The 19,324-nt window shown below is 23.6% G+C and carries 18 protein-coding genes; 1 reads left to right on the top strand and 17 read right to left on the bottom strand.

Annotated elements, in window-relative coordinates; all coding sequences use genetic code 4:
- Nucleotides 1-29 precede the first annotated feature (29 nt).
- The 6 genes from SDIMI_RS02095 to rpsU form a co-directional block, all read right to left on the bottom strand.
- Nucleotides 30-545 (bottom strand): hypothetical protein, encoded by a 516-nt coding sequence (locus SDIMI_RS02095; protein WP_020836340.1) that lies wholly within the window; start codon nt 543-545, stop codon nt 30-32.
- Nucleotides 546-1,136: 591 nt separating this feature from the next.
- On the bottom strand, nt 1,137-1,652 hold the full coding sequence (locus SDIMI_RS02090) for a hypothetical protein (protein WP_020836339.1): 516 nt from the start codon (nt 1,650-1,652) through the stop codon (nt 1,137-1,139).
- Nucleotides 1,653-1,724: 72 nt separating this feature from the next.
- Nucleotides 1,725-2,657: a Holliday junction branch migration DNA helicase RuvB gene (ruvB, locus tag SDIMI_RS02085; protein ID WP_051132519.1), complete on the bottom strand. Its 933-nt coding sequence runs from the start codon at nt 2,655-2,657 to the stop codon at nt 1,725-1,727.
- A gap of 1 nt (nt 2,658) precedes the next feature.
- Nucleotides 2,659-3,210, bottom strand: a complete 552-nt coding sequence (locus SDIMI_RS02080; RefSeq protein WP_020836337.1) for a Holliday junction ATP-dependent DNA helicase RuvA — start codon at nt 3,208-3,210, stop codon at nt 2,659-2,661.
- Between the two features lie 66 nt (nt 3,211-3,276).
- Nucleotides 3,277-3,846 (bottom strand): hypothetical protein, encoded by a 570-nt coding sequence (locus SDIMI_RS02075; RefSeq protein ID WP_020836336.1) that lies wholly within the window; start codon nt 3,844-3,846, stop codon nt 3,277-3,279.
- An 83-nt stretch (nt 3,847-3,929) separates the two neighbouring features.
- Complete coding sequence (gene rpsU / locus SDIMI_RS02070) at nt 3,930-4,139, bottom strand: 30S ribosomal protein S21 (RefSeq protein ID WP_236608367.1); 210 nt, start codon at nt 4,137-4,139, stop codon at nt 3,930-3,932.
- Between the two features lie 77 nt (nt 4,140-4,216).
- On the opposite strand from rpsU, the gene coaBC reads away from it, so the two are divergent.
- On the top strand, nt 4,217-5,395 hold the full coding sequence (coaBC, locus tag SDIMI_RS02065; RefSeq protein WP_020836335.1) for a bifunctional phosphopantothenoylcysteine decarboxylase/phosphopantothenate--cysteine ligase CoaBC: 1,179 nt from the start codon (nt 4,217-4,219) through the stop codon (nt 5,393-5,395).
- Between the two features lie 12 nt (nt 5,396-5,407).
- Here coaBC and SDIMI_RS02060 read toward each other — a convergent pair whose 3' ends face one another.
- From SDIMI_RS02060 to SDIMI_RS02010, 11 genes are all read right to left on the bottom strand, one after another.
- Nucleotides 5,408-7,177: a PTS transporter subunit EIIC gene (locus tag SDIMI_RS02060; protein WP_020836334.1), complete on the bottom strand. Its 1,770-nt coding sequence runs from the start codon at nt 7,175-7,177 to the stop codon at nt 5,408-5,410.
- A gap of 47 nt (nt 7,178-7,224) precedes the next feature.
- Entirely contained in the window at nt 7,225-9,072 is a 1,848-nt protein-coding gene (locus tag SDIMI_RS02055; protein ID WP_020836333.1) for a hypothetical protein, read from the bottom strand.
- Between the two features lie 78 nt (nt 9,073-9,150).
- Nucleotides 9,151-9,813: a deoxyribose-phosphate aldolase gene (deoC, locus tag SDIMI_RS02050; RefSeq protein WP_020836332.1), complete on the bottom strand. Its 663-nt coding sequence runs from the start codon at nt 9,811-9,813 to the stop codon at nt 9,151-9,153.
- Nucleotide 9,814: 1 nt separating this feature from the next.
- The gene (locus tag SDIMI_RS02045; RefSeq protein ID WP_020836331.1) at nt 9,815-10,795 is read right to left on the bottom strand and encodes a Gfo/Idh/MocA family protein; all 981 of its coding nucleotides are present in this window, start codon (nt 10,793-10,795) and stop codon (nt 9,815-9,817) included.
- Nucleotides 10,788-11,363 carry a hypothetical protein gene (locus SDIMI_RS02040; protein ID WP_020836330.1) on the bottom strand — a complete coding sequence of 192 codons (576 nt, stop codon included), beginning with the start codon at nt 11,361-11,363 and terminating at the stop codon, nt 10,788-10,790. The genes SDIMI_RS02045 and SDIMI_RS02040 overlap by 8 nt, the downstream gene beginning before the upstream one ends.
- Nucleotides 11,353-12,495, bottom strand: coding sequence for an N-acetylglucosamine-6-phosphate deacetylase (nagA, locus tag SDIMI_RS02035; protein WP_020836329.1), 1,143 nt, complete (start codon nt 12,493-12,495; stop codon nt 11,353-11,355). Before nagA ends, SDIMI_RS02040 begins: the two co-directional genes overlap by 11 nt.
- Before the next feature lie 218 nt (nt 12,496-12,713).
- A complete protein-coding gene (gene recD2 / locus SDIMI_RS02030) occupies nt 12,714-14,921 on the bottom strand; it encodes an SF1B family DNA helicase RecD2 (protein WP_020836328.1) in 2,208 nt (735 codons plus the stop codon).
- Nucleotides 14,902-15,324 carry a hypothetical protein gene (locus SDIMI_RS02025; protein WP_020836327.1) on the bottom strand — a complete coding sequence of 141 codons (423 nt, stop codon included), beginning with the start codon at nt 15,322-15,324 and terminating at the stop codon, nt 14,902-14,904. The genes recD2 and SDIMI_RS02025 overlap by 20 nt, the downstream gene beginning before the upstream one ends.
- Nucleotides 15,325-15,360: 36 nt before the next feature.
- Nucleotides 15,361-15,609, bottom strand: a complete 249-nt coding sequence (locus SDIMI_RS02020) for a hypothetical protein (RefSeq protein ID WP_020836326.1) — start codon at nt 15,607-15,609, stop codon at nt 15,361-15,363.
- A 117-nt stretch (nt 15,610-15,726) separates the two neighbouring features.
- A complete protein-coding gene (gene parC, locus SDIMI_RS02015; protein ID WP_020836325.1) occupies nt 15,727-18,300 on the bottom strand; it encodes a DNA topoisomerase IV subunit A in 2,574 nt (857 codons plus the stop codon).
- A gap of 11 nt (nt 18,301-18,311) precedes the next feature.
- The gene (locus tag SDIMI_RS02010) at nt 18,312-19,292 is read right to left on the bottom strand and encodes a hypothetical protein (RefSeq protein WP_020836324.1); all 981 of its coding nucleotides are present in this window, start codon (nt 19,290-19,292) and stop codon (nt 18,312-18,314) included.
- Between the last annotated feature and the right edge of the window lie 32 nt (nt 19,293-19,324).

Below are 19,324 nucleotides of genomic sequence, written 5' to 3'. Positions count from 1 at the left end.
ACAAATAAAAAAAGAGATTTACTAATCTCTTATATTTGAGGCTTTTCTGTTTTAGGATTTCCTTCTTCTCAGAAGTTAATTGTAAGTACATTTTTAATAAATCTCAATGATATTTCAATATCATTAATTGGCATTTTTAAATAACCATTTGTATATCTTGCTGCAATATGCACTAATGTTAAAGCTACCATTTCAGGTTCTGATTTAATGAAAGTAATTGGGTCCATATCTTTAAATTCTTCAAATCCAAAATTTTCATACATCTCATTTTTAAATGAAACTATTCCCTTTTCCATTCAATTTTCAATTAATCAATCAATTATTTTATTATGTGTTCCTAATTTATCTGCTATGTTTGAATAAACTATTTCAGAAGATCATTGTGGAAATTTTCTAATAGCTTCTTCAGCAGATCTAACTATTAAAATATCTCTAAATGATTCGCCATTATCGCCTTTTCCTTGAATCATGCAAAATGATGTTCCATCTAAAAATGTAACTTTCCCTAAACTTGATTTTTTCAAATTATATACTTTTTTTTCCATCCTACAAACCTCTCTGATATTTAATTAAAGTTATTATACCTTATTTTTTCAATATTTTAAAGGTTTATTATGATTGGCATTTTTGAAGAATATTAAGAAAATATATTATATTTCCTTAATATTCTCTTTGCTTCTTTTTCAATTTTAATTTTTATATAAGCAAATACTATTTATTTCTCTTTAATATTTTAAAAAATGAACTTTTTTAATTTTTTTAGCATCTGAGATTATCAATTTTGAAACTTTTATATAATCTGATTTTTTTTTTTTTTTTAAAAAAAAAAAAAAAGCATATTTATATATCATTGTATATAAATATACTCCCAGCAACTTGATCAGGGTTACTCTGCCATAGAAATTTATTTCTATAGGGGTTCTATTTCAGTAAAGAACCAAGCTTTCAGAGTGTCTCATAGCACTATGTCTATCTCATACATATTAATATTACCATCTTTTATTAGAAATTTTTAAAAAAAATAAAAAATGCAAAATCTCAAAATGATTTTATTTATTATATTAAGTCTGCCATTTATGTAAATAACATATTGAGATTTTAGTATTCTTTTAAAAGTATATTAAAAAGAGTAAATCTTAAGATTTACTCTTTTTTTCATAATTATCTACAAGTGTTTTTGCAAAAAACATACCAAAAATAGATCCAGTTAAAATTAATGAATTATTTAATCCCATAAGCAAGAAAAAAATTAATGATACTAACATTGTTAATTTATCTCCGTTTGAAGATCCAAATATTATCGCAGGTAATATTGAAATAATTAGACCAAAACCTCCTGCAATAATTCCAATAATATAGCCAATTCTTTGTAATGAAGCTTTTCTAGAATTGACTAAGATTAGATTAAATATTAATACTGCAAAAGCAATTAATGAACCTATCAATATTAATACACCAATATTTTGAATTGTAGTTAAACTTGAATCTAGATTATTTTGCAATCACTGACCAAACTTTCATAAAAATTCATAACTTTTATCCATAAGTGTTTTAATTGAAATTAATAAAATTGAAAATATCATAATATTTGTCAAAAGTATTAATACAAGATATATACCAACATTTGAAAGTGTTCTTGAAAATCTAAGCATTTATTTACTCCTTACTTTATAGAATATTTTATCACTTATTATATTTTTAAAATAAAATTAAAAATATATTTTCTAAATTTGCTCTTCAGATTCAAGTAGTTCAATTCCCCTTTTTGTTATTTTTCTTCCTTTAATAGTTTTTTCTATTAAAAAATTCCTTATTAAAATGGGTTCAATGTTTTTTATAATTATTTGTTGTTGTAAGCCCAATACTTGTTGAATTGTTTCCAATCCCAAATATGAATTTTCATAAAGTAATTTTAAATAATTTATTTCTTGACTTGTTAAACCATATTTATAAATTTCCAATTTATAAAATATTTCTTTTATTAATTTAATATCAATTATCTTATTTTCCAAAATAACTAAATAATCATAAATTCTTTTTAAAAGATTTATTGCAATTCTTGGAGTGTTTTGACAAAATTTTGAAATATAATTAATAATTTCTTGATTAAGACTAATATCTAATTTTTGACAGTTAATTTCAAGAATTTTTCCAATTTCAATTTCTCTATAATGTTGAAAATGAAATCAAATAGGAAATCTGTTTTTAAATGGATCTGTTAATTTATTGACTTCTGTTGTTGCACCTATTAAAGTAAAATTTGGAATTTTGATATTTACCACTTTAGAATTGTATTCTTTTCCTACAATAATATTTAATTTATTGTCTTCTAAAACTGGATATAAAACTTCAAATACTTCTTTTGAAACTGCATGAATTTCATCAATAAAAAGTATTTCATTTTCTTTTATTGAAGTTAATGGTGAAATAATATCACTTGGTTTTTGCAAACTAGGTCCATTTAAAATATAAATTTTTTTATTCATAATTTTACTTACAAGATAAGCTAAACTTGTTTTACCAAGTCCTGATGGACCATGTATTAAAATATGATCTAAACTTTTATTTCTTTTTTTTGCAGATTGAATAAATACATTAAGATTCTCAATAACTTTTTCTTGACCAATAAATTCTTTTAAACATGAAGGTCTAAATATATTAGTTTCCATTATAATTTAAATTAAATATAGCGTTTTCTAATATAAGCTCTTCATTTAAATTTAAATCAATTTGATTAAATACCTTATAAATGTCTGAAAGTTTATAGCCAAGTTTATTTAAAGAATTAATAATGTTCATTTGTTTTAAATTATATTTTTGCTTAAATACTTTTGATCTTATCTCTTGAATAATTTTCTTACAATTAATTTCTGTTAATTTTGTTTTTTCTAATAATTTATTTATGTCTTGATTTTTACAAATATCTTTAAATTCTTCAATAGATAAAATAGTAAAAATTTTCTTAATACTTGTTATTCCAATATTTTTAATAGACAAAATAATTTCACTAATATCTCTTGTTTCTTTTGAATTAAAAAATAAAAGTTCATTTGAAAATTCATTTTTATAATTAATTAAATATAAAAATTGTTCTTTATCAATGTCTAAATTTTCTTTAAATATTTTATATCCTTTGTAACCAATATTATTTGATTCAACAATTAAATAAATATCAGATTCTTCTAAAATTTTACATTTTAAATAATACATTTACTCACCTCAAATAATTAATCGATTTAAAAATAAAAAAACAAAACTTAAAAGTTCTGTTTATAATTATTTTTTATTTGATGGTTTTGTTTTTTTTCTAGCGACAGTTTTTGTTTGTGCAACTGAATCTTTAACTTTTTTACTTGCTTTTTCTGCATTACTTTCTCTAATTTTATTAACAGCGCTATCGTTTCCATAGCTTAAAGATGATAATTTACTTCTTCCTGATTTAGATTTTTCAATATTTGATTTAAAAAAAGCAATTCTTTCTTCTTTAATTTCATTAGCTCTTTTTTTGTTTAATGGTTTTTTTTCTATTGAAAATCTTTTTCTTATATCTTCAATTTCATTACTTCTACTCAAATTTAATATTTGTTCAATTCTTTCTTTGTTTTCAATTGATTTTCTAACCCCTTCTGGTAATCCAGTTAGATCTTTTTCTCCTGATTTTTGTTTTTTAACATTTGAAAGATAATTAGATTGTCTTAATAATTCAACTTTTGAAATACTTTCATTTACTAAAATTTTAGGTTTTTCCATTACTCTTCCACTTGTCATTTTATTTGTTGAACTTAATGCTTTTGAATTATAAGTTGAAGTTTTTTTTGTATTTTTTACTGTAGTTGTTGTTGCCATGCTGCCCCCTGAATAGTTATTAAACATATATATTATATATTATTGTTTGACAATTAGTTGATAAAAGTAAAAAAAAATCGGAACTATCCGAATTTTTTATTTTGTTTTTGTTTGTAAATACGTTTTTCTTTTTTACTTAAATGATATTCACGTTTTCTTGCTTCAGATTTATTTGAAGCAGCTACTTTTTGAAAACGTTTCAGTGCTTTTTCAATTGGTTCACCTTCGCGTACAACAACACTTGCCATTTTTTCAACTCCTAGTCAAAAATAATTATAGATTGTTAAAGTCATTGTGTCTACATTTTTTATTAAAAAAGTGAAAAAAATGATAAAAAAAATAGATAATAAGTAAAGAAAAGAGTGATTTTATGAAAAAACAAATAAATTTAATAATCTCTGGTGGAATTGCAGCAAGTAAATCTATTGAACTTTATAATTTATTAAAAAAAGACTTTGAAGTAAAGTTAATTGTTACAAAAAATGCCAAAAAATTTATAAAATTAGAAAATTTAGAATATATTGATGAAATATTTGATAGAGATTTTTATGACTCACATCATTATGGAGATCATATTAAAATTGCTTTTGAAAGTACTTTAAATATTGTATATCCAGCAAGTTATAACTTCATTGGAAAAATAGCAAATGGAATATCTGATGATATTGCAAGTCTTGTTTTTGCAGTTTCAAACTATAATACTATATTATTTCCAAGTATGAATTCAAATATGTATTTAAATCCAATTCTTACAAAAAATAAGGATTTACTACTATCAACAGGTAATGTTCACTGAGTTGAGCCAAAATATGGAAAATTAGCAAGTGGTCATGAAGGTATTGGAAGAGCTTTAGAACCTTTTGAAGCATTTAAAATAATTAAGGAATTAAATTACGAATTTAAAAACTTAAAAGATAAAGATATTCTTTTAAATTTTGGAAAAACAAGAAGCTATATTGATAAAGTAAGATACATTACAAACGCAAGTAGCGGTAAAATGGGACTAGAATTAAAAAAACTATTAAAAACTAATTCTAAAAGCTTAATAACAGTCTTTGGAGACACTTTAAACCCTCTAAATCAAGATGATAATAACTTTTATGTAAAAACAAATAACGAAATGTTAGAGAAAATGTTAGAAAATTATTACTATTCAGATATAGTAATTTGTTCTGCTGCTTTATATGATTTTGAAGTTGAAAACTACATCGATCAAAAAATTGAAAAAAGAGCTATGAGTGAAGATTCAATGAATATTAAACTTACTGAAGCAACTGATGTTTTAAAAGAACTTGGAAAACTAAAAACTAACCAATATTTAGTTGGTTTTTCACTTGCAAATGACTTTGATTTAAATAAAGCATGAGTAAAAGTAAAAGAGAAAAATCTTGATATGCTAATAGTTAACTTATCAAGCGCTATGGAATCTGATACAAATAAAATTAAAATACTACTTGCAAAAAATAACGAAATTATTGATTTTGATAGTAATACTAAAGATAAAATTGCTTTAGATATACTACAAACAATTAATGATAATTTATATTAATTAAAACCCCTTTTATAAGGGGTTTTTAATATTTATATATACTTTTTCTAAAACTTCATATTTTAATCTTTGATTATCATTGAAATATACTCTAACAGTTTTATCTGTAATGTTAATTTCTTTATATTCAATTGAACTTATTAAATCACTTGGTAATTTAATAAATGTTATCATTGCTTGGTCTTCTTTTAAAACAAATTGTTCAATATTTTTAATACCACCAAATGTAATAATTAAATTTTGAAACGATTCTTTTAAGTTTTTAGCTTCAAAGTTTGTTTTCTTTTCAAGTTTACTTGAATATTTAAATCAAAAATATGCAATTGTAAAAATTAATGACGATGCAATTATACCTATAATTGGTATTATTCAAATTCTTGTGTTTACTCCATTAATTGTTGGAATAATTCCACTTAAAGTAAAATCAAAAATACCTGTTGAAAAAGATGTACCTACTTTTACTTTTAAAAGAGAAGTTGTCATAGCAATTAGTCCATTAAAAGGACAATAAATTGCAAAATAGAATAAAGGCATTGTAAAACAAAATAGATATTCAACAGGTTCAGTTACTCCAATTAACATTGCAGTTAAAGCAGCTGTTATATATATACCAGTTTTTGCTCTTTTTTCTCCCTTAGGTGTCATTAATAACATAGTTAATGAAAGTGTTGGAAGAACAAATATCGAGTTTATATAACCCCCAGATATAAATCTACTTACTCTTAATCCAGCATTTCAACAATCATCTACAGTAATGTATTTATTTGTTGATACAATATTTCAAATTATTTGATCACCGCTTGGGTTTGCTTCAAATATAGAATTAGTATTCTCAAATCATAAATTAATTTTATCCTCTAATAATTTAAATTCTTCTACTTCTAATTCATTTTTAAATAGATCAAGTATTTGACTTTCTCCTATTCCCTTAACAGGAATTAGAGATAATTTTGTAACTAAATAAATATGTTCTGAATCAACTTCTCTAAATAAATATTGAATTAATAAATCTTGTTGATATAGATTTAATTCTCCCCCTATTTGGGTATATCACATTGGTGATTGTCAAAGTAGACTTGAACCAAAAGGAATTAACATTCTTTGTATTGTTCTAAAAATAAATGAATCCATACCAATTGGTGAATTTGCAACAATTATTCCAATAGCAGATAGACAGAATCCAATTAGAGGTCAAATAATTATAAATAATGATGCAAAAATAAAAGAAAATAAAATTGATAATAAAATTGTAAATCTTTCTTTTGAAAAGAATTCTAATCCTTTTGGTAGATTAGTTTCCTTGAACTTATTATAAATATAAGTTACATATACTCCAATTAATATTCCACCAATTACCCCAGAGTTAAAAGTTTCTATTCCCCCAAAAAACAATTTTGAAAGAAGTGCACTTTTATTAAGATTTTTTCAAAATCAAATATTAAAATAAATACTATTTACTTCTCTAATAAAACTTGATATAAAGACATTTACAACTAAATAAGAAAGTATACCACTGTACACTGCAACTCCCTTATTAGAAGTGAAACCTATTATTATTGCCAAAGTAAATCAAATTCCAATATTTGCAAATAATATACTTCCAATTTCTTTTAAAAAATCTACTTTTGTAGCATTTCCAATTGAAAGAATAATTCCAAAAATAGGCATTAAAATAATAACAAAACCAAAGCTTGATCCTATTTTTTTAAGGAAACTTTTCATATTATTTTTTGTATATCATGACAGACTAAAACCATTAATTAGGATTTCATTTGTTTTCATTATATTCCACCTTTATAAAGTTATTTTAGCATAAAAAAAGACACCAATTATGCTCCGTGTCTTTTAACTAATCTAAATTTTCTTAAATCTATTTTTGAAGAAATGTGATTATTTTTTCTTTTTCTTGTTTCTAATTCAACTAACTCTTCTTTTGAAATAATATTTAATATTCTTTTACGTTCTAAATGAACTATTATTTTTTCATCTTCTTCAAATTGATTCTGATTTTTAAGTTCAACTGAAATATTATTTTTATTTGCAAAAGAAATTTTTTCAGATTTAGGTTTTAAATCCTTACTTTTATTTTCATTTTCCTTAATTTCTCTTTTTTCTTGAGAAATTATATTGCTTTTAAATTTTGGTTTTTCTGTTGATTTAGCTTTTTCAACATTATTCTTAACTACTTGTTTAATTTCTTTCTTTTCTTGTGAAATTACATCGTTTTTAAATTTTGGTTTTTCTGTTGATTTAGCCTTTTCAACATTATTCTTAACTACTTGTTTAATATCTTTTTTTGGTTGATCTTCTTTGATTGAACAAGTAATTTTTTTAGATTGATTAAAATCTTTTGGAATTTCAGATTTTGTCTTTTTTTGTTCTTCAATAATTTTTGATTTTTCTTTAATTGAATTAACAGCATTATAAGCTTTTTGCTTTGAATTCAAAACCTTATTAATTGATTCAGCTTTTCATTTTTTCTCTAATATTTGATAAGTTGTTTCAATTTTTCTTCTTTCCTTTTTTACAGTATCTTCAAAGTTTTCATTTAATTTTCTTTTTTTAATTTCTAATTCTCTTAATTCGATTATTTTTTTTTCTTGTTTTAATTGAATTAGTTCCTTTTTTATTTCTTCTTTTTCTTTTTTTATTTTATCAATTTGTCTATCTTTGGCTCTTGCCTTTTTCTTGATTTTTTTAATGATCTTTTCAGCATCATCATTTTTAGTTTTTGTTTCTTGTTTAATTTCTTTTTTTTGTTCAACCTTTTTATTATTAGTATTTACTTTTCTTTTTACAGGTTTTTTCCTTTTATTTTCCAATTTTTGTTCATATTCTTCAAAACCTGGTACATCAAAGAATGTCTCAAGATCAATTTCTAGTGTTTTTGAAACATTAGAATTTTCCTTTTTACTGTTTAACATTTTAATATCTTCTTGAAGTTTTTCAAAATTAGTCTTATCATTTTTATTTAAAAATTCTCTTTTATGAGTTGAAAAATTATTATTAATAATTTCATCAGGGATTAATTCTACAGTTTTATATGTAGAGATCGCTTCTGAAATTTCTTTTAATCTTTTATTTGCAAATTTAACAGCATTAATTTTCAATTCTTGAGTTATTTCATCATCTTCAATTTTAGCTTTTTGATATTGCTTTTGTGCAATCTTAATTTTTTGTTGCTCTTCTAAAATTGCTATTTCGATTCTTCTTTTTTTAGCTGCAATTTGTTCTAATTTTGAAATTTCTTTTCCATTATTTATTATCATTGCTTCTTTAAAATTATAAAGAGCATTAAGTGAATTATTCATCTCTCTATTTTTGGTTCTAACAGAATCCACTTCATCTTTTTCTTTATCATTTTTTGAAAATATTTGTTGAATTCTTAAAAGATTTGTTTTTCTATTTTTAAAACTTAATACATGTTTTAAATTAATAGCATTATTAAATTCATTGCTTTTATTTTCTGCTTCTGATATTACAATATCTTGAATTTCCAATAATCTTGCAATATATCTCCCTATATTTTCTCTAATTTCATCACTTGATGAAGAAAATTCAGTTGTAATAGCACTTATTGTTGAAGGATTAATATTTAATTCAACTAAATCATCGATTCTTTTTCTAATTGAATTAGGTAAATTATAATCAGAGACTTCAAAACCATGTTTTTTCATCAAATTGCCCTCCTTGTAAAACGCTTTACTTATATTATATCAAAAAAAAGGTGCTTTTTATAAGCAACCTTTTTCTAATTAATATCCATTTTTGTGTTCTTGACCTTTTACAATAGCAACTCCACCACTTGTTCCTAAACGTTCAGCTCCACTTTCAATCATTTTTATTGCGTCATCATAAGTTCTAACTCCACCAGCAGCTTTAACTTTTGCATTTTCTTTTACAACTGATTTCATTAAAGAAACATCTTCAAATGTTGCACCACCAGTTGAAAAGCCTGTTGAAGTTTTTACAAACTCTAATTTTGCTTCTAATGCTAATTCACAACATTTTACTATTTCTTCTTTTGTTAATAGACAATTTTCTAAAATAACTTTTACACAATTATTTGGAGCTGAATTTTTAACAGCTTTCATGTCATTCAGAACTAAATCTCAATTTCCATCTTTTACAGCTCCAATGTTAACAACCATATCTATTTCTGTTGCTCCATTTTCAATTGCTTGTTTTGTTTCAAATGCTTTTACTTCACTTGTATTTGATCCTAATGGAAATCCAATTACAGTAGTTATTCCAACATTTGTTCCATTTAAAAGTTCTTTAGCATAAGAAATATGAGTTGGATTTATACAAACTGTTGCAAAATCAAATTCTTTTGCTTCACTACATAATTTTTCTATTTCAGTTTTTTTTGCATCTGCTTTTAATAAGGTATGATCAATATATTTATTTAAATTCATTTTAAATTTCTCCTAATTTTTCTTGATTACTTTCAACAAGATTTAAAACTCTAACTGTTTCACAACTAATATCTAATAAATAATCTCTTAAATTAAAATCATTTTCATAGATCATTTTAAGAAATACAGAGATTTCATATTCAAATAAATCTTTGTCTGTATTTGTTTTATGCACCAATTGAACTTCTTGTGAATTAGTTTTATATAAACTTATCTCTTCTAATTCTATAACATTTTTAAAAGTTAATGTAGCTATATCTGAAAGCATTTCACTTTCAATTATTCCTCTACTTGCTTTACTACAAACAATATTTGTTAATACATCACTTTCATGTTTTAAAATTACACAATCATTCATTCCACTTCCATTAGAAAGTTTTTGACCCATTGCTTTTACTTCAATAACAGGACCAAAAAGTGCAATACTTAATTCAACAGGATAAATTAACATATCATAGGTTGAACCTTTTCCAAGTTGTGCATCAAATACAGAATCTAATTGTCCCATTTTAACTTTTTCCATTCTTGAAGAATATCTATTTAAGTTTAAATTCGCAATAAATGGTTGATAATTTTTTACAAATTCAAATAAGTGAGAAAATTGCGGACAATGAAAAGTTTTATATGCTTCCATTAAAAAAACATTATTTCTTTTTGCAATTTCAAATAATTCAAGTGATTGATTAAATGTTAAAGTTAATGGCTTTTCAAGCAAAACATGTTTTTGTTGAGTTAAAAAATATTTTGCTTGTTCATAATGTAAACCATTTGGAGAAGCAATATATATAGCATCAATTTCGTCTAACATAAGATCAAAATTATCTGCAGCTTTTGCATATAATTTATTATTTCTTATTAGTTCTTGAGCTCTTGATTTGTCTCTAGAATAGCAACAAACAATTTTACAGTTTGGATTTTTTATAGCAGATTTAATAAATTTATCTGTAATTTTTGATGTACCAATAGTTCCAAATTTAATCATCTTTTTCCTCCTGCATAAATGGGTTGAAATCATCTTTTTTTTCTGATATTTTAACTTTTAGTTTTTTTGAATCTTTTTTTAATTCATCTTCATTTTCAAATCATTGTCTATTAACAATAGATTGTTCAGATAATCTAGAAAAACTTTCAAGAATTGATATTGTTATTCCAAACAAAAGCTGAAAGCATAAAAGTGAAACAATAAAAATATAAATATTTATAAATAAAAACATAATAGAAAATAAATTTATAAATGAAATAGTAAAGACCAATATTAAAAAAAATATAATTAATAATATTTGATACTTTTCTTTTTTTGTATAATTATGTTTTAATTTTTTATTTATATCTCTTCTAACAAAATAAAAGATTAGTAAACATACTATAGAAGAAATCAATAATAAAGTTTCTACTGAAATATATATGTAAGTATCCATTAATTGATTTTTATTTTTTCAATTAATTGCATTTACAAATGCAATTAATGAAATTGTATAATTAAAAATTAAACCCAAAGTTAATAAAAACTTTACTAGCATAAAACTTCTTGGATTAATTTTATCGTTCATATACTAATTCACCTTCAACAAATGTTTTTAGAACTTGTAAATCCTTACTTAAAACTACTAAGTCAGCATACTTATTTTTTTCTATGCTACCTCTTTGATTATAAATATTTAATTGTTTTGCAATATTTATTGATGTCATTTTGATTAAATCTGTTAATGTAATTTCATTATTTGCTTCAATCATAGTTCTTACATTGTGATCAAAAGTTGCCCCAGCTCCTGCAAGTACTCCTCCTTCTTTTAAGAAGACTTTCATTCCTTGTTTTATAACTTCTAAGTTTCCCAATTTATATTCTCCATCATCTAAACCTTTTGCATTCATTGCATCAGTTATTATGCAAATATTATCAGGGCCTTTAATTTTATAAATTAATTTTAATGTATCTTTTTCAATGTGAATACCATCTGTTATAACTTCACATAAAATATCATCTTTGTATAAAGCAAAAGTTGCTAATCCTGGATCATATTGGCTTACACCACTCATTCCATTAAATAAATGAGTTACATGTCTAAAACCAATTTCATAATCTCTTAAACATTGATCAAATTTCATATTTGTATGCCCTACACTTGGTAAGATGTTATTTTCTAATAGGAATTTTGTAAAACTTCCATCTTGCAAATCTGCTGCATAAGTCATAATTCTAATATTATCTTGTGATGCTGTGATAAGTTCTTTCAAATATTCAATATTTGGATCCATTAATAACGCAAGTTCATGTGCTCCCTTTTTTTCTTTTGAAATAAAAGGACCTTCCATATGTAATCCCAAACATTTTGAACCATTACTTTGATTTGCCATAAATTTGGCAAATTCACTTAGATATTTCATATTGTTTTCTTTTGAATTAGTAACACCTGCTTGCACATAACTTGTGATACCTTCTTTTGCCACATTTTTTGAAAATATTTCAAAAGCTTCATATGTTCCACTTTCGAAATCATAACCATAACCACCATGAACATGACAATCAATAAAACCAGGCATTAGCAAATTTCCTTCTAAATCAATACCATCATTATCAGTACTTCCTTCATTAACTGATTTGATTATTTTCCCATCTAATTCTATTCAACCATTTTCAATAATTTTATTTTCAACTACTATTTTTGCATTTTTTAAAATCATAATTAACTCCTAACAATTATATTTTAAGTCAATTAAGCAACTTTTAACAAAAAAAATAATACTTTCGTATTATTTTATAAAAAATTTAATAATTTTAAAGACTAAAAAGTATGTTTTACTTCATATATATTCCATAATCTTTATTACTATAATTGTTTATTAATAAAAATAGTCAAATATTAAATAAAGTAAATTCTATTATATTGATAGAATTTACTTTACAAATTCATTTTATAAATACTTTCTTTTAAAGTAGTTAATCTCTCTTTTGATTTTCTTTTGCATGCTTTAATAAATAAATCTTTATCTGAAATAATTACTAATTTTTCTTTAGCTCTTGTAATTGCTGTATAAAGCATTTTTTTATTTATCATAAAGTTTGAATTTTTATTTTCTGCATCTAAAACTATTATTGTATTTTTATATTCACTACCTTGTGTTTTATGAATTGAACAAGAATAATTTAAATTTATTTTTTGAAATGAGTTTAAACTCATTTCAAGTTCCCTATCATTAAAAACTACATTTGCTGTTTTTAATTTTTCACCAATAAAGTTTAATCTACTTATATAACCTACATCTCCATTTGATAATTCTAAAACAGGATCATTTTCAATATACATTACTTTATCATTAACTCTAAATTCAGTATCATATCTTTTATAAACTTTTGATAATGTTGGATTAACAAGGTTTTGAATTAAATTATTTAAATTATCAATACCTAATTTCTCTTTATACATTGGAGCAATAATTTGTATATCATTTAATTGCTCTAAAATATTTGATGGATTTAAATTTGTATATGACTTTTTAATACTATCTAATATATTTTGACTGTCATTTAAAAAAATGAAATCTACATTATTAGTATTTTCAAAGTCAAAATTATCAATTGATTCATTTTTAATAGCATTTGAAAGATCAATAATAGAATTTTTTTCACCTAAATTATTAATTTGTCTATTATTTTTAATAAGTCTTGTTGTTTTAAATTGTTCACAAACAATTAAATCTTCATATAGATTTCCATAACTTACACTTGGAAGTTGTTCAATATCACCTACTAATAATAATTTTTTAATACCTTTAATACCTCTTAATAATGATGCAAATAAATGATTGTCAATCATAGAACATTCATCAATTACAACAAGATTTTTATAAATTGGTTTTGATTCATTTGCTTCAAAAGAATCATTTCCTGAATATTGTAGAAGTCTATGAATTGTTGAAGTTTTATATCCTGAATCATCTTTTATTTTTCCAGCTGCTCTTCCAGTTGGAGCAGTAATTGCAAAATTATCATCTGCATAAATCAATTCATACATTTTAACTATTCCAGTTATAACTGTAGTCTTTCCAGTTCCAGGACCACCAGTAATTATTGATATATCATTTTCAATAAAGTTTCTAATAGCTTCAACTTGCTCTGCATTATATTTGAAATCCTGTATTCCATTTCTAGATGAAATGAATTTTTCAACTTCAAGTATTTTTTTATCGAAATCATTAATGGTTTTAATATAGTTAGATCTATTTGATAAATCAAATAATTCTTTTGCAATATATTGTTCATCTTCAAAACTTTCTCTTGTATAAATTTTTTCATCTTTAAAATATAATATTTTTTCTTTTTTTGCATACAATAATTTTTGAATAATAATATTTTCTGGTAAATTAAATTGTACTCTTAATTTTTTTTGTAATTCATTTAGTGTAGTATATGTATTACCTTCTTTAAATAAAAGTCCCTTAACAAATTCATTTGCAAATCAACTTACTCTTTTTTCATCATCTTCTTCAATACCAAAAGTTAAGCATATCCTATCTACTTCCAAAAATGGATTTAATTTATTTTCACTTGCATATCTATAAAAATCTTCTTTAAGAATTTGTTCAATTATATTTGGATCTTCATAATCTCTTTGCAGTAAATTAAGAAATTCAATTTTTAAATTATTTTCTATAAAAATATCTAAAACTTTATTATCTCCAAATTTTTCTTTAACAACATCAAAAATAATTGAAGCCTTTTCTTCTGTCATATCTTTAATTAGAAGTAATTCATTTTTATTTTCTAATATTTTTTTAAATACATCTTCTTTAAAATGCTTGACAATATTTTCTGCAAGTTTTTTACCAACAGTTGGAAACGTTGGAGAACTCAAATATTTTATAAGTCCTTCTCTATCAAAATCTTTTACTTGACTAAAACTATGAATTAAAAAACTTTTTTGATTTCTTTTTATGTCTTCAACTTCTTGACCAGTTATATTATAAATAATTCCCATTCTCATAATACTTATAGGTCCTGTAATAATTATTGATTTTTTTTCATTTTCAAATAAAACAAAAAGAGCAACTCCAAAACCGTTGTCATTTTTATATAAAAATCTATTTATCTTACCTTTGTATTTTTTCATAATCTTTTTTCTCTATAATGCTTGAAAGAAGTTTTTCTTGTTCTCTTAAATTTAATTTTGAATCAATTATAATTTTATTTGATTTACAAATTTCATACTCTTTATAAATCATATTAAATGCATTCATTTTTTGAAAAGTATTTAATTTTTCTTTATCATCTTTGTCTAATCAAATTAAATAATCTCTTTTATAAAATGATGAATATATTACTTCATACATTGATCCTGTAATAATAAAATTCTGATTATTTAAAATAAATTCACTATACTTTCTAATAGCTTCAGTTTTATTTTGTTTATTAAAATAACTTATATCAATATAAGGAATTGAATATTTCTTTGACAAATAGTTTGCCAAACTTTCTATTTCATTGTTTGGTAATCCTATAATTTGAATAATCATTATATAGTCACTTCCTTTTAAAAAAAATAATTAAAATTATTTTCAAACATAAACTAATATATTTGCAGGTTGTCCACAACCACAAGTACCACAATTTTCTTTTTCTTCTTTTAATTTTATATTAGCATTTAAATATTTTGAAAATGATTCATTTAAGCTAGCATTTACATGTTCACCTTTTTCTAATGCCATTATTAATGTTTTTCCTTCATTTAACAGTTCAGTAATTTCATCCAAAGTATATTTTGTCATATCTAAAATTTCTACAGTATTGTTTAAGTTCATTTTTTTTCATCTCCTATTAATATAACTCTAACATAAATCAGTGAATAAAATAAATTATATAAAAAAGGAGTTAAAAAAATAAAATCTATACATCCTAGAGATATATAGATTTTATTTTTAAATTAAATCTTCTAAATCAATTTTAAGGTCACTAGTTTCTTCTTCACTAATGCTTGTCTTTTCTTTTATAATATTTTCAGTTTTTTTGATTGGCTTTTCTTTTACTTCAATCACTGCCTGAACTTCATCATCATCACCGCTCTTTGGAGGGAGAGGAACATCACCATTTTTAATGATAAATGATTTTTCTAAAGTTGTTGTTATAATTTCAGGCATATCTAAATCTTCAGGCACATCTTCAAGATCTGCAAATTTAAAGTTTTTAACATTTAACTGTGTTAAATTATCTTCTTCATCTAAAATATTTAAAATATCTTTTGTTTGAACATTGTATAAGAATGTTGCAAACTCATCTCTTTTTTTATTTCATGGATATAATCTTACTCCACGTTTTGGTCTTGACATAATTGGAACAAGATCTTGTTTAATTTTTTTAACATTTCCTTTATTTGTAATTATTAAGATATCTCCATTTGCAAAAGCTTTTCCTGCAACAATATCTTCGTCTTTTACAACTGTTGACTTAACCCCTTTTGCATTTGGTCCTGCTGAAGGAATTTCAGCAATATCATATCTAACAGCAAAACCAGTTCTTGTAAGCATTGTTACTGTTTTTGTTTTTGAAGTTACTAATGAAGCTGAAATCAATTCATCTTCTTGTTGTAATTTAATAATTCTAAATGGTTTAGAAAATAATTTAGTTTCTAAATCTTCAATTGCAGTACGTTTAATCATACCTTTTTTAGTTGCTAATAAAATTTCTTGTTTTGCATCTTTAAATTCTTTTACAACAAATGCAGCTAGAATTTTTTCATTTCCTGAAATTGTTGCAACTTTATTAATATGCATTCCTGTTTCTTTTCATTTACTTGGAATTATTTTATATACAGGAATAGAATAGTAAGTTCCTGCACTTGATACTAATAATATGAAATCCATACTTGATGCTGGAACTTGTGAAATTCAAATATCATTTGGTTTACGTTTAAAGTCATCCATTGAATTTTTTCCAAGTTGTGAATCTTCAATTGCTTTTAAATATCCATCTTGAGAAATTCAAATTGTATAATCTTTTTGTACAATTGTTTTTTTAATTTCAACTTCTATATTTTCGATATCTGCAACAACTTCACTTCTTCTTGCAACACCAAATTCTTTTTTAGTTGCATTAAGTTGGTCAATAATTTTTGAATCAAGTACTTTTGAATCTCCTAAAATTAATTTGTAGTCATCAACTAATTTAGATAATTCATTTTTTTCTTCTTCCAATTTAACAACGTCAGTTGAAGTTAATCTATACAATCTTAAATCAACAATTGCAATTGCTTGAGTTTCTGTAAATGAATATTTTTCAATTAAGTTTGAAATAGCATCACTTCTATTTGATGAATCTCTAATAATTTTAATTACATCATCTAAAATAGAAATAGCTTTAATTAATCCTTGAATTATTTCTAATCTCTTTTGAGCTTTATCTAAATCAAATTGAGTTTTTCTTGAAAAAATTTCTCTGTAATGTTTTATATAAGCAGATAAAATATCAATTATTCCTAATTGTTTTGGTTGTTTATCTACTATGACAACATTATTATAATTATAAGAAATTTGAAGTGGTGTATTTTTTAATAAGAACTTTCTTGTAATCTCATAATCTGCTTTTGGAGATAATTCAATTACTATTCTTAATCCAGTTCTATCTGTTTCATCTCTAACCTCTTTTACTTCAATTTGAGGATTTGCATCAACAACATCTCCAATTTTTCTTACAAGATCTTGTTTAACAATTTCATATGGAATTTCATCAATAACAATATTGTTATCTTCTCTGTGCATTTTTGATTGAATAATTACTCTACCTTTTCCAGTTTCAAAAGCAGAATCAATTCCTTCTTGACCCATTACAATTCCACCAGTTGGAAAGTCAGGACCTTTTACAATTTTTAATATTTCACCTAATTTAATTTTTGGATTTTTTATAATTGCAATAACTGCATCAATTACTTCATTGATATTATGAGGTGGCATGTTTGTTGCATAACCTGCAGCAATTCCTGTTGCACCATTAACTAAAATATTTGGGAAGTAACCTGGTAGAACTGTTGGTTCTTTTTCAGAATCATCATAGTTTGGAGCAAATAAAACTGTATTTTTTTGTAAGTCAGCTAAAATAATACTTGAAATTTTTGCAAGTCTTGTTTCAGTATAACGCATAGCAGCAGCACTATCTCCATCAATAGAACCATTATTACCATGCATATCAACTAAAGGAATATTTAATTTTCAATGTTGACTCATACGAACTAAAGCATCATAAACTGATGTATCTCCATGTGGATGATATTTACCAATTACATCACCAACAACACGAGCTGATTTTTTATATGCTCGATCATGAGTTAAATTAATTTCATTCATTGTAAATAAAATACGTCTTTGTACTGGTTTTAAACCATCTCTAACATCAGGTAAGGCTCTTTCTTGAATAATATATTTTGCATATCTTCCAAACCTATCACCCATTAAATCTTCAAGTGCAAAATTAATTATCCCTTTTTCTTCTTTATTTGCCATTTCTATTCCTCCTAATCAATATCAAATTCAATTTCACTAATATCATTATTAATAAAATCAATAATATTTAAATTCTTTATTGTTTCTTTTCCCTCTTTTGAAAGAGTTCAAAGTCCTGTAGTTGCATTTTGAATATATAGTTTAGGATCATTTCTAGAAACCAAACTTCTTGCAAGGTCCGCCATATTTTTACTTACTTCTTGATCTTTTCTTATCTGAACGTATATTTTTTCAAGTTCTTCAATATTATTTAAATCTGCTTCTAGATTAATTTCATTAACTTTATTTTTATTAGCAGCTTCTAAACCAAAATCAACTGTGGCATAAGTATTATAGAATATTCTATCTCCTTCTTGCTCAATTGAAACTTCGTATCTTGGAATTCCTTCAATTTTCATAATTTTAATTGCTGAGTCATTAATTGATTTTAATGAAGATTTTATTTTACTAATAATTTCCTCTGTTGAAAGCCCAAATATTTCAACTAATCTATCTTCTTCAATTACAGCTGAACGCAAATTAATAAAAATATTAAATATATCTATTCTTGTTGATGAAATTTCTTTGGAAATTTCTTTTGACCTTAATAAAATTGGTCCTGTTGTTGGATTTAAGTAATATGAATCTGTAAATTCATCATAAACTAATATTCCAACATGTGGCTTTGAAAATTCTCTTGCTTTTTTCATTGTTTCATAAGATTTTTCAATAAATTTATTAATTGTTTTTATTAATCAGTTAACTTCATTGTCATTTTCTACATTGATTTCAATTCATTGCTCTGTTGCAAGTGATGTAGCGGAGAAATTATTTTCATCATAGTCAGTACTTTTTAACTCAAAAAATAGTTCAGGCTCATTAATTTCATACGAAAAAGAAAATGTATTAAAAATATCTCCATATCTTTTTATATCTTTATTTACCTTATTATATTCTTCTAATTTTTTAACTACAATATCAACTTTATGATCAAAAGATAGTTTAGTCTCCATATCATCACCACCTGTCTAACAATTCTCATTTG

Source organism: Spiroplasma diminutum CUAS-1, assembly GCF_000439455.1.
In the GTDB taxonomy this organism is placed as follows: Bacteria; Bacillota_I; Bacilli_A; order Mycoplasmatales; family Mycoplasmataceae; genus Spiroplasma_A; species Spiroplasma_A diminutum.
The sequence above is the reverse complement of the archived record's forward strand: the minus strand, read 5'-3'. Positions and strand labels throughout refer to the sequence as shown.